Origin of the sequence: Microcoleus sp. F4-D5 (assembly GCF_036704885.1) — a bacterium.
Taxonomy (GTDB): domain Bacteria; phylum Cyanobacteriota; class Cyanobacteriia; order Cyanobacteriales; family Microcoleaceae; genus Microcoleus.
In genome coordinates, this window is the sequence record NZ_JAUBSX010000037.1 from 54,692 (window position 1) to 67,424 (window position 12,733).

General features: G+C 47.3%; 7 protein-coding genes. 4 read left to right on the forward strand and 3 right to left on the reverse strand.

Going from position 1 to position 12,733, the window contains the following annotated elements:
• The first annotated feature begins 1 nt into the window (after position 1).
• Complete coding sequence (locus tag QUA80_RS18320) at positions 2–661, forward strand: Uma2 family endonuclease (protein WP_333426542.1); 660 nt, start codon at positions 2–4, stop codon at positions 659–661.
• Positions 662–770: 109 nt separating this feature from the next.
• On the opposite strand, the gene miaA is transcribed toward QUA80_RS18320, so the two are convergent.
• Positions 771–1,661, reverse strand: a complete 891-nt coding sequence (gene miaA / locus QUA80_RS18325) for a tRNA (adenosine(37)-N6)-dimethylallyltransferase MiaA (RefSeq protein WP_333426543.1) — start codon at positions 1,659–1,661, stop codon at positions 771–773.
• 258 nt (positions 1,662–1,919) lie between these two features.
• On the opposite strand from miaA, the gene gyrB reads away from it, so the two are divergent.
• Complete coding sequence (gyrB, locus tag QUA80_RS18330; protein WP_333426544.1) at positions 1,920–5,165, forward strand: DNA topoisomerase (ATP-hydrolyzing) subunit B; 3,246 nt, start codon at positions 1,920–1,922, stop codon at positions 5,163–5,165.
• 270 nt (positions 5,166–5,435) lie between these two features.
• Entirely contained in the window at positions 5,436–6,152 is a 717-nt protein-coding gene (locus QUA80_RS18335) for a heme oxygenase (biliverdin-producing) (protein ID WP_333234946.1), read from the forward strand.
• Positions 6,153–6,297: 145 nt separating this feature from the next.
• On the opposite strand, the gene QUA80_RS18340 is transcribed toward QUA80_RS18335, so the two are convergent.
• On the reverse strand, positions 6,298–7,089 hold the full coding sequence (locus tag QUA80_RS18340; protein WP_333426545.1) for an S-layer homology domain-containing protein: 792 nt from the start codon (positions 7,087–7,089) through the stop codon (positions 6,298–6,300).
• A gap of 24 nt (positions 7,090–7,113) precedes the next feature.
• On the reverse strand, positions 7,114–10,680 hold the full coding sequence (mfd, locus tag QUA80_RS18345; RefSeq protein WP_333426546.1) for a transcription-repair coupling factor: 3,567 nt from the start codon (positions 10,678–10,680) through the stop codon (positions 7,114–7,116).
• Positions 10,681–11,112: 432 nt separating this feature from the next.
• Here mfd and QUA80_RS18350 point away from each other — a divergent pair, with 432 nt between their 5' ends.
• The gene (locus QUA80_RS18350; RefSeq protein ID WP_333426547.1) at positions 11,113–12,444 is read left to right on the forward strand and encodes a hemolysin family protein; all 1,332 of its coding nucleotides are present in this window, start codon (positions 11,113–11,115) and stop codon (positions 12,442–12,444) included.
• Positions 12,445–12,733 lie beyond the last annotated feature (289 nt).

Consider the following 12,733-nt stretch of genomic DNA (forward strand, 5'->3'; position numbering starts at 1 on the left):
AATGGTAACAACAACATCAACTCCCGTAGAGCAGCAAACTACCCCAGAAAACCGAGTTATTTTAAAAGGTGTCAGTTGGTCAACTTTTAAGGCCTTGCTGGCAGATGTTGGGGACGACAGAGCTTGGAGAATTGCTTACGATAGAGGATTATTAGAAATTAGGATGCCGCTGGAAGAACACGAAGAACCCAAACGACTGATAGAAAGCTTTGTGGAAGCCATTGTAGATGAGCTGGAAATTGAACTTAGGAGTCTGGGTTCGCTGACTCTTGAACGAGAAGATTTAACTCGTGCTGTAGAACCTGATTCCTGTTTCTACATTCAAAATGAATCTTTAGTTAGAGGCAGAAATATCAATTTGCCCAATGACCCGCCTCCAGATTTAGCAATAGAGTCGGATTACACGAATTCTTCAGTTAATAAAGATTCCATATATGCTGCTCTTGGTGTTCCCGAACTGTGGAGGTATCGCCGGGAATCTCTGCAAGTTTATCACCTTGTAGATGGGAAATATGAAATGTGCGATCGCAGTTTAGCATTTCCGTTTTTACCCGTTGCCGAAATTTCCGGTTTCATCGAACAAAGCAGAACAATCGGACAGCGTGCTTCTGTGCGTTTGTTTCGGCAAAGAATTAGAGCAATTTTGCCCAGTCCAAGTTAACGCAAAAATCAGACTTACTTGAGTTGAAAAACTAGCCAATCAATTTAAATTACATCAGCGTTAATCAGCGTTCATCTGCGGTGAAAAAATCTTTAATTTCGCTATAAAATCACTTGATAAATTCCTGCACTCTCTGCCAAACTCTTTCTAGCAAATCTGGTGCGCTAACATCAAACCATTCAATTTCAGGATACGCTCGAAACCAAGTCCGCTGTCTCTTCGCAAATTGTCTCGTGTGCAAAATTGTTAATTCTTTTGCTTCTTCAAGCTTAATGTCGCCCGCCAAATATTGTTTCATTTCCTGATAGCCCAGCGTGTTCAACAATGGCAAGTCGCAGCCGTATTTTTTACACAAATATTCTACTTCAGCGATCCAACCGCGTTCTAGCATTTGTTCGGTGCGCTGTTTGATACGATCGACCAAAACATCGATTTCGCAATCCAACCCAATTTGTAAAATAGGATAATTGGGAGGATTTTCGCCCTGCTGTTCCGAAATAGGGCGACCGGTCGCATAAAATACTTCCAGTGCTCTTAAAGTTCTTACTGGGTCATTGAGGTGAATTTTCTCGGCGGCAGCGCGATCGACCTGCTGCAACATCGCGTAACATTGAGATTGTCCGAGTTCCGCAAGTTGCGATCGCAATTCGGGCATCGGTGCTACCCTCGGCATTTTCAAACCGCGCACGATCGATTTAATATACAAGCCCGTCCCACCAACCAACAACAGAGGAGAATCAACAGCAGCTATTAAATTTTGAGCTTGCTGCTGGTAGTCTGCTAATGTCAGAGTTTCTGTCGGATCGCAGATGTCGATTAAGTGATGCGGTACACAAGTGCGATCGACCGCCGTCGGTTTTGCGGTTCCGATGTCAAACTCGCGGTACACTTGACGGGAGTCCGCACTCAGGATCGAGGATTGCAGTCGCGAAGCCACAGCCACAGCCACTCCAGACTTCCCAGTCGCCGTCGCCCCGCAAATCGTCATTAATCTAGGCATAAGCTGTCGCCAATTTCCTTATAAAAACTCTCAAATCCTCTCCTATCAATGCTTTCCCCTCTCTTGCTTCACTGATTCACCCCGATCGGTCCGGGCCGTCCTCAAGCAATCTCAAAACTATTCCCCTCCCTCCCCCCGATAAATTTCCCTTCAGAAAGCCCTAGCATCGCCTTTAACGGTTTTGTGCTATAATTTTAGAAGTTTTCCCATTTTAGAAGCTTTCGGGGCTTTAGGCCTCATTATTGGAGCTATTTTTGTATGACCAGCAGCTACAGCGCCGACCAGATTCAAGTTCTCGAAGGTCTCGAAGCAGTCCGCAAACGACCGGGGATGTACATCGGTACCACCGGCCCGCGAGGACTCCACCATCTAGTTTACGAGGTTGTGGACAATTCCATAGATGAGGCGCTGGCTGGCCACTGCACTCACATTGAGGTTGACTTCAACGCAGACGGTTCTGTTACTGTCACAGATGACGGCCGGGGTATTCCCACCGGCATCGTTGCCAAGACTGGCAAATCGGGAATAGAAACAGTAATGACTGTACTCCACGCCGGCGGTAAGTTTGGCGGCGGCGGTTACAAGGTTTCTGGAGGTTTGCACGGTGTAGGTATTTCTGTAGTTAACGCACTTTCGGAGTGGGTAGAGGTTAGGGTTTGGCGCGACCAAAAAGAACATTTGCAGCGCTACGAAAGAGGCTTTCCCGTCAGCGAACTTCAGGCAAAGCCCAGCAAAGGAAATCGCACCGGTACTTCAGTTTGTTTCTTGCCAGACCATCAAATATTTAGCACTGGCATTGAGTTCGATTACGCTACTGTTGCCGGACGCTTGCGAGAATTGGCTTATTTGAATGCGGGCGTGAAAATTACGTTTGGCGATCGCCGCTTGGAATTGCTCAAAAGTAGCGAACCCCATGTCGAAACTTATTGTTACGAGGGTGGCATCAAGGAATATGTCACCTACATGAACCGCGAAAAACAGCCCTTGCACGACGAAGTGATCTACGTGCAAGGAGAACGCAACAACGTGCAAATAGAAGTGGCTTTGCAGTGGTGCGTCGATGCTTTTAGCGACAACGTTCTAGGTTTTGCTAACAACATTCGGACGATCGACGGTGGCACGCACTTAGAAGGTTTGAAGGCTGTTTTGACGCGGACGATGAACTCGATCGCCCGCAAGCGCAACAAAATCAAAGAAAACGAGCCCAACCTCGCCGGCGAAAACGTTCGCGAAGGTTTGACAGCAGTGATTTCGGTCAAAGTCCCAGACCCGGAATTTGAAGGTCAAACTAAAACCAAGCTAGGCAATACAGAAGTTCGGGGAATTGTCGATTCCTTGGTAGGCGAAGTATTGACAGAATATTTGGAGTTTCGCCCCCAAGTAGCTGACGCTATTTTGGAAAAAGCAATTCAGGCATTTAAGGCCGCTGAAGCCGCCCGCCGCGCCCGCGATTTAGTGCGCCGAAAATCCGTCTTAGAATCGTCTCCTTTGCCTGGAAAATTAGCGGACTGTAGCTCCAGAGACCCCGCCCTGTCTGAGATATACCTGGTCGAGGGCGATTCCGCGGGCGGCTGTTGGATTGGAAAAACTTATATATCGCTAGCCGATGGTTCAGTAAAAACTATCAAACAGATAGTTGACGAACAAGCTGAAGGCAAAGAACACTTTTGCTACACCGTCAGAGAGAGTGGAAACATCGGACTTGAGCGTATTACTAACGCTCGGATGACCAAAGCTAATGCTGAAGTGATTAAGCTGACATTGGACAACGGAGAAATTTTGATTTGCACTCCCGACCATCCATTTATGTTGCGGGATGGCACTTACAAAGCAGCCGCCATGCTGACACCTGAAGATTCATTAATGCCGTTCCACAGCAAGTTGTCGGAAAAAAACAAACAGGGTCAGGGACTTAACGGTTACGAAATGGTTTGGAATCCCAACAGTGATAAGTGGATTTACACTCATCTTTTAGCGGATTTCTACAACCTGAAACACGGTGTCTATCAAGCATCTGAGGGCAATCACCGCCACCACGTTGATTTCAATAAACTCAACAACAATCCGACAAATATTCAGCGATTGCCTGCTGAGGATCACTTGGCTCTTCACCGCGCGAACCTTGAGAAAACCTTGCACAGGCCCGATGTCATTGAAAAGAGCCGTCAAGCTCACATGACCGATGAATTTCGGGCGATGATGAAAGAGCGGATGCGGCAGCCCGAAACGCGCCAAATTCTCTCGGAACAAGCGAAAGCTCAGTGGGAAGATGAAGAGTATAAAGCTTACATGGCGAGCAAGTGGCGGGAGTTTTACGATACGGATGAAACTTATCGCCAGCAAAATAATGAACTGCTGAACCAAGCCCAGCAAGAGTATTGGAGTAGTGAAGAAAACCGTTTGGCTCAGTCGGAACGGGTTCGCAATCATTTTGCTAACAATCCTGAAGCGCGGGAGACTAATTCGCAATTTGCGAAAGAACAGTGGCAAGATGAGAATTTGTTGGAGTGGCGGCGCGAAAAAACTAAGGAACAGTGGACGCCGGAGTTTCGCCAGAAACGTAAAGAAGCTTTGAACGAAACTTATTACCGCAAAACTCTTGAAGCTTTGAAGGCTGTTGAGATGAAAATGGGCTGGATTGATGTTGATTATTACAATATCTACCGCCGCACGAAAAAAGATAAGTGTTTGTTGAAGTATGAGAGTTTTTGCGATCGCTACTTTAATGGTGATGCACTATATGCTCGCCAAGCGGTTCGGAATTACAACCACCGGGTTGTCAAGATCGAAGCTGTAGAGGAACGCTACGATGTTTACGACATCGAAGTCCCCAACAGTCACAACTTTGCATTAGCTGCGGGAATTTTTGTCCACAACAGTGCAAAACAAGGGCGCGATCGCCAGTTCCAAGCAATCCTGCCTTTGCGCGGTAAAATTCTCAACATTGAGAAAACAGACGACGCCAAAATCTACAAAAATAACGAAATTCAATCGTTAATTACAGCCCTGGGTTTGGGCATCAAAGGCGAAGAATTCGATCCGGGTCAATTGCGGTATCACCACATCGTAATTATGACTGATGCTGACGTTGATGGCGCTCACATCCGCACGCTGTTGCTGACCTTCTTCTACCGCTATCAGCGCGCACTTGTAGAACAAGGTTACATCTATATTGCTTGTCCTCCTCTCTATAAAGTGGAACGGGGACGCAATCATTACTACTGTTACAGCGATCGCGAAATGAACAATCTCATCCGCAATGAATTTCCGGCGAATGCTAACTACACGATTCAGCGGTTCAAAGGTTTGGGTGAAATGATGCCGACACAGTTGTGGGATACGACCATGAACCCAGAAACTCGGACGCTGAAACGGGTGGAGATTGAAGACGCTGCTGAGGCCGATCGCATCTTTACGATCTTAATGGGCGATCGTGTCGCCCCCCGCCGCGAATTCATCGAAACCTACGGCCCCAAACTCAACCTCCTCGACTTGGACATCTAAGTTAGTTGACAGTTGGCAGTTGACAGTTGACAGTTCTTTGCTGGCGAGGATGAGTAATTAGTCATCAGTCATTAGTTAGTGGCTGATGACTGATGACTGCTGACTGCTGCCAACTGCCAACGGACTGCTGACTGCTGACTGCTGCCAACTTTTGTTATAAAAATTAATACAATCTCTCATCAAATCGATCTAAGGTAAATGCTTAGGTAATTTTGAGATTTTTGGCGCATCCATCAACTACCACAAAAATAGAAGGTTGGACAATATAGCATGAGCATCAATTTAGCGACCAAATTGCGTGAGGGAACGAAAAAATCCCACACAATGGCAGAAAACGTCGGTTTTGTCAAGTGTTTTTTAAAAGGCGTTGTAGAAAAAACTTCTTACCGGAAGTTAGTAGGAAACCTCTACTTTGTCTACTCGGCAATGGAAGAGGAAATGGAACGCCAAAAACAGCATCCGGTTGTTTCAAAAATTTACTTTTCTGAGTTGAATCGCAAACAAAGCTTAGAGCAAGATTTATTTTACTACTACGGTGCGAATTGGCGCGAACAAGTAGCTCCGTCAGCCGCAGCAAAAGCTTATGTGGAGCGGATTCACGAAATCTCGGCTACAGCACCAGAACTGTTAGTAGCTCACTCTTACACTCGCTACCTCGGCGATTTATCCGGCGGACAAATCCTGAAGGGAATTGCCCAGCGCGGGATGAATCTTTCCGAAGGAGAAGGCACTGCTTTCTATGAATTCCAGGATATTCCTGATGAAAAAGAATTTAAAGCTAACTACCGTCAGGCAATGAACGAACTGCCGATTGACGAAGCAACAGCAGATCGAATTGTTGACGAAGCTAATGCAGCTTTTGGCATGAACATGAAGATGTTCATGGAGTTAGAAGGCAATTTGATTAAAGCAGTCGGTCAGATGCTTTTCAATACCCTGACGCGGAAGCGCGGCGCCGGCAGTACCGAATTGGCTACTGCTGATTGAGGCAAAACTCACTGGCAATAATTTGAGCCTCGTTTAAGAGGAAAAACTTAAATCCTGGGGGTTTGATGGCTGCTTTTACAGTCACCAAATCTCCGGGATTTTGCATGGCGGGCGATCGACTTTATTAACTCACAACTCAACACAATCACCGCCCCATGCCGCGATTAGGAGGCCGATCGTCCCGGACAGGCAAAGAAGTTGGCCTTACTTGCCGCTCCAAATACTTGCTCAAAGCGTAAGCGATATCTCCGCGATTCATCGGCTTCAAAGGATTAATCTTATTAGTTCCGAGTTCAACATTAACAAACCCTTCATAAAGTGCAGTAGCCATAGACTTTCTAGCCCAATTAGGGATTTCTCCTGCATCTGGATACTTAGCTAAAATCTCGGAAATGCTGGCATCGGGAAACTGAAAAACCCCGTAAGCTTGAGCAAAAATCGCCAACGCTTCAGCGCGAGTCACCCTTTGATTTGGGAAAAACATTCCGTCGCGATATCCACTCATCGTTCCCGTTTTCAAAGCAGTTTGAATCGCACTGTAAGCCCAGTAACTCTTAGGTACGTCCGACAATTCCATCTCGGGTTTCTGAGCTGTTTTCCGCCGTTCCAAACCAAAAGTTTTTACTAAAATCACCGCCAAATCGGCGCGGGTGACAATGCCCTCAGCATTAAAATTGCCGCTAGCATCTTTTTTCATCAATCCTGCACTCACAACCCGTTCTATCGGGTCAATTATTTGTTGACTCACATCTTGCACCATTGTTAAGAACGGGAAAGATGCCCGTTCCACAGTAAAATTGAGTTTTGTCGAACGGGCATCTTGCCCGTTCCTAAACAGGTAGTTGATAAAGGTGCAAGATATCATTTGAGCTTTAACCGCCATTGGCACTACTTGCACTATCGCGATCGCAAAAAAAACACAGACTAACTTTTTCACGATTTGATATTCCGGGATTTTCTATTAAAATAAAACATTGGCTTCCGGCAAAGCGCCCTGCATTTTACCCAACCAATCAATCAAATTATCCAATTGCTTTTGGGCAGTCAAAACCGCCATACCTCGAATAGTAACCTTCCCCTTGCTGTAGACAAAACGAGAGCGCAAATGTTCCGGCAAATTAGCCTTGAGCAAATTCCAAGCAGGTTCCTCCATCGGCGTTTCCAAAACAATGTGCTGCTTATTTTCCGGCTTAATGCGAGAAAAACCGATTTGCTTGGCGATTTGTTTGAGTTCGACAACCCGGATAAGTTGCTGGGCCGGAATAGGAATGGGGCCGTAACGATCGCACCAATCGGCCCGAATCTGCTCCAACTCTTCTGGGGTATTAGCAGAAGCCACAGACCGATAAGCGCTCATCTTTTGATCCAAATCTGCGATGTAATCAGCAGGAATAAACGCTGTCAAAGTGAGGTCGATTTGCGTGTCCTCCACTTTCGGAATTTCCTGACCTTTAATTTCGCGAATAGCTTCCTCTAACATTTCAGCATACAAATCAAAACCGATCGCCTCCATTTGACCCGACTGTTCAGTACCCAAAACATCACCGGAACCGCGAATTTCCATATCTCGGACGGCCAACTGATAGCCCGATCCCAACTGCGCGAACTCTTGAATTGCCCGCAACCTCTGCCTTGCAGCATCCGAAAGCTTGTTCTGCTTCGGATAAAACAGCCAAGCGTGAGCTTGAATCCCCGCGCGTCCCACCCGTCCCCGCAACTGGTAAAGTTGACCCAAACCGAACCGCTGCGCGTCTTCAATCAAAATTGTATTGACTCGCGGAATATCCAAACCCGACTCAATAATCGTCGTGCACACCAAAATATCGAACTCCGCCGCACTGAAAGTCAGCATGATCGATTCTAGTTCCGAAGCATCCATTTGACCGTGGGCGATCGCAATTCTGGCAGACGGTACCATCTCCTGCAACTGAGCGGCCAACTCATCAATCCCCTCAATCCGCGGCACCACATAAAACACCTGACCGCCCCTGTCCAATTCTTGACGAATTGCCGATCGCACCACTTCCGGGTTATAGGGAGCCAAATGCGTCTGAATCGGGCGGCGGCTGGGTGGCGGAGTCGCAATCAAACTCATCTCGCGAATCCCCGACAGCGACATATACAAAGTCCGGGGAATCGGCGTTGCGGTGAGAGTGAGCACATCTACCTCTGTTTTGAGAGCTTTAATCGCTTCCTTTTGCTTGACCCCAAACCGCTGTTCTTCGTCCACCACCAGCAAGCCCAAATCCCGAAATTTAATCGCTTTGCTCAAAACAGATTGAGTACCGACAATCACATCTAATTCCCCAGTCGCCAAACGCTTGTGAATCTCCCGGCGCTCGGTTTCAGTGCGAAAGCGATTGAGCAAGCCAACTTCGATCGGATAAGGGGAAAAACGCTCTTTCAGCGTGTGATAGTGCTGTTGGGTCAAAATCGTCGTCGGTGCGAGCAAAGCCACCTGCTTGCCCGCTGTAACCGCCTTAAAAATAGCTCGGAGAGCAACTTCTGTCTTGCCGAAACCGACATCGCCGCAGACCAGGCGATCCATCGGTCGATCGCCCTCCATGTCGCGTTTGACATCTTGAGTTGCCTTCAACTGATCCGGCGTTGGTTGGTAGGGAAAAGAATCCTCCAACTCTTGCTGCCAAGGCATATCGGGAGGAAAAGCGTAACCTTGTTGCTTGGCTCTTTTGGCATAAAGATTCAGCAAATCCACTGCCAATTTTTTAACAGCTTTGCGAACTTTTGTTTTAGTTTTTTCCCAAGTTTGACCTGTGAGTTTGTTGAGATCCGGTACTTTATCGCCTACAGTCCGAAACCTCGACAAAGCCCCCAACTGGTCGGCCGCCACCCTCAGAGTACCGTCAGCGTATTGAAGCACCAAATATTCGCGAGTTTCGCGATCGATCGTCAAGCGTTCCAACTTAAGAAACTTTCCCACTCCGTGCTGGCGGTGAACCACAAAATCCCCGGGACTGAGCTTGTTCGGGTCAACCTTTTTAGAAGCAGCGCGGCGGCGTTTGCGGACGTAGCTAAAAGTTGCCAGGGAATGCTGGCCGTAGAATTCCCGATCGGTAATTAAAACTATCCGAAAAGTCGGCAGAATAAAACCTTCCAATTCTGCCAGCCCGCTGTACTTCAAAGCAACCGGAACGTGCTGCAACTGCAACTTGTCGATCGCCAAATAATCGCGCGGATTCACCACAAACTGAGCCGGACAGTCGTGTTCCGACAGCAGAGAAACCGATCTGCTGGGTTGAGCAGAAACTAGAAAAATCGCAAAACCCCGATCGCGCTCTTCCCTGAGCATTTGAGACAGCTTCGCAAATTGGTGAGGCATCACCGCCACAGGCCGAGAAGCCAAATTAATCGCAGTCGGTAGCTGGTCGCTCTCTGTAGAGCTTTGAGCTTTTTTAGCAGTAGAATCTTCTGCCAATTCAGAAACTTCTAGCCTGTCGAAACCTGCGACATCTGCCATTGATTCAGCAAAAGTGCGGTGAATTTTCGGCACCTTAAAATTAGCAATCGGCAACTTTTCTGTTCCTGCCTCTGCCGCTTCCGATTCCCGATGGCAATTTTTCCACTGTTCCTGTGCATTCTCAAACCAGCGGTCGCTGTGAGCTTCGCACCCTTGCGGTTCGTCAATAACAACTAAAGTATTTTTTGGCAAATAATCCAACAAAGATGCTGGTTTTTCAAAGGCTAAACCCAACAGCCTGCGGACAAATTTTTCGGCTTCATTTTCTGTGTCTAGAGAGCCTAGGCGGTTAATTTCTTCAATATTTTTTTCAGCTAAAACTGCTTTAATAATTGCGTTAAAATTAGTAGGAGTTAAAACTAACCGATCGATCTTATCGAGCGATCGTTGGTTCGAGGGATCGAACTCCCGAATTTGCTCCAAATTATCCCCGAACCATTCCAGCCGCACCGGCAACTCCGCCGCTACCGGAAACACATCGACAATATCGCCCCGGCGGCTCCACTGGCCCTCCATTTCCACCAGAGTCACCCGATCGTACCCCATCGAAACCAGTTGGCGGTCAAGTATTTTTGAGTCTTGAACTGCCCCTCGGTTCAGCGTCAGACAGTAGGGTTCAAAAGCACTTCTAGGGGGCAAATGAGGCTGGAGAGCTCTTTCAGTAGCTACAATCGCGATCGGCTTAGACGAATTGGTAGTTTTTTCTTCGTTGTCCACCAAATCCGCCAGCACCTGCATTTGTCCCCAAGTCATTTCGTTCTCGTCGGAGTAAGATAGCTCGTAGGGGGAAGCCTCCGAAGTCGGGTAAAAATGTACAGTTTGCCAGCCCATCGCCTCTAAAGAGGCCACCCAGCGGCCCGCTTCTTCCAGAGTTGCCGTCACCGCCAATAGGTTTCGCCCCTCTTGCTGTGCTAGGGCGGAAGCTACTAAACCTTTAGGCAAACGGGCGAGGCCGGACAGTTGCAGGCAATGATACCGTTTGAGCTTGTTGAGAAGTTCTGTGGCTAGGGGCGATCGCCCCAGGGTACGAATTATCGAAGAGAAAGTCATGCGCTGTTAATTTTAATCCCTGATGGGCGAAGGCTCTTCCTCGCTACCTACTAAGGAAGATTGTACGACAAACATCTATCATTGTGGCGATCGGCTCTTGGTAATTCCACTGAACTGCGGGTAGATTTTTGCTACAGGTCTTCTCTAAATATCTCCAACTTGCGATCGAAATGAGCCAGTTCCGTTACTCTAGTGACAGGTTGAGAAACAATTTCGATTTTGCGATCGAGATAGACAACTTCCCAACCTCTCCTGTGACTGCACCCAAAGACGGATACAAGCCCACGACTCAAGCTGTCAAGATCGAAAAATTTTAGACATCAGGGAGATCCCCCAGATAGTGGCTGCGGAGTCAATCTAAAATCTAAAATTTAAAATCTAAAATCGACTAATCGGGCAGTGCGCTTGCCGTTACCATCGATAATTTGAGAAATGTCCCCAAGTACCGACCTTCTGATTGTTCTCCTGCTAATTTTCCTCAATGGCTTGTTTGTGATGTCAGAGATGGCCATCATCTCTGTACGGAAGGTGAGACTGCAACAGATGGCCAACCAAGGTTCAGTCAATGCCCGCGTAGCTTTGGATCTGGCTAATGCCCCCAATCAGTTCTTGCCGACAGTTCAAATCGGGATTACGATGCTGGCCATTCTGTCGGGCGCTTTCGGAGAAACGACAATTGCTAAAAGGGTAGAGCCTTTGTTGCGGCTGATTCCTGCCCTGGCGCCCTATTCTCAGACGATCGCCTCAGTAGTAGCAGTTTTAACCATCACTTATCTGACCTTAATTATCGGCGAACTCGTGCCGAAGCGGCTAGCGCTCAACAACCCGGAGCCGATCGCTTCAAGCGTAGCAATTCCCATGCGAATGCTCTCAAAAATTGGTGCTCCTGCAGTTTATCTGTTAAGTTATTCCACTGACTTAGTAATGCGGATCATGGGAATTGCGCCTTCAACAGAACCCCAAGTTACAGAGGAAGAAATTAAAGTTTTAATAGAGCAAGGAACAGAAGCCGGAACCTTTGAAGAAGCCGAACAAGATATGGTGGAAAGAGTGTTTCGTTTGGGCGATCGGCGAGTCAGCGCCTTAATGACCCCACGGCCCGATCTTGTCTGGCTCGACCTCGACGACTCAGTAGAAGAAAACCGCCAAAAAATGCTCGGCAGCGGTCATTCTCGGTTTCCCGTCTGTCAGGGCGGACTGGACAACGTTCTCGGTTTAGTACACGTTACCGATATGCTGTCTCGCACTTTAATTGGTCAACCGCTCGATTTAAGTGCTTCTTTGCGCAGGCCTTTATTCGTGCCGGAAAGCACCAGGGGTTTAAAAGTATTAGAACTTTTCAAGCAATCTAGCAATCAAATTGCCTTGGTAGTAGACGAATACGGCGTCATTCAAGGATTGGTAACAGTTAACGACATTTTAGTCGAACTGGTTGGCGACTTTCCCTCGATTGAAGATGCTGACGAACCTCAAACCGTGCAGCGCGAAGACGGTTCTTGGCTGTTAGACGGAATGCTAGCAGTCGAAGATTTTTTTGAGCTGTTTGGAATCGAAGAATTGTCAGCAGAACACAAAGGAAGTTACCACACAATGGGCGGTTTTGTGATTACAAATTTGGGCAAAATTCCCACAGCAGCCGAGCATTTTGAGTGGAACGGTTTGCGCGTGGAAGTAGTCGATATGGACGGGAACCGAGTTGATAAAATCTTGGTAATGCCGATCGACTCAGCGGGCGATCGCTCCCCCAGCAAGCCAAAAAGCTAAAACTAAAAACCATGTAATTTTAATCCATCAACATAATACCCGTAGGGGCGGGTTCACCAACCATCATCGCCGGAAACAAACAATCTCAAAAACCCGCCCCCACCCAACGATAAATCATCACCTACATTTGGGAATTAAATATAAATATCAGGTTGATGTGAATTATTGGTGAGAGTGGGGCGGGTTTTTATATATTGTTGGTTATCGTTATAACCCACATTCCGCAGATATTCGATCGAACTTAATTTCAAAGAGATTCAGAATTATCAAACCCTCAAATGATTACTAG

Bases quoted from the DNA above. Each gene is read 5' to 3' on its own strand.
- QUA80_RS18335 (WP_333234946.1), top strand. From the start codon at position 5,436: ATGAGCATCAATTTAGCGACCAAATTGCGTGAGGGAACGAAAAAATCC.
- gyrB (WP_333426544.1), top strand. From the start codon at position 1,920: ATGACCAGCAGCTACAGCGCCGACCAGATTCAAGTTCTCGAAGGTCTC.
- QUA80_RS18350 (WP_333426547.1), top strand. From the start codon at position 11,113: ATGTCCCCAAGTACCGACCTTCTGATTGTTCTCCTGCTAATTTTCCTC.
- QUA80_RS18320 (WP_333426542.1), top strand. From the start codon at position 2: ATGGTAACAACAACATCAACTCCCGTAGAGCAGCAAACTACCCCAGAA.
- mfd (WP_333426546.1), bottom strand. From the start codon at position 10,680: ATGACTTTCTCTTCGATAATTCGTACCCTGGGGCGATCGCCCCTAGCC.
- miaA (WP_333426543.1), bottom strand. From the start codon at position 1,661: ATGCCTAGATTAATGACGATTTGCGGGGCGACGGCGACTGGGAAGTCT.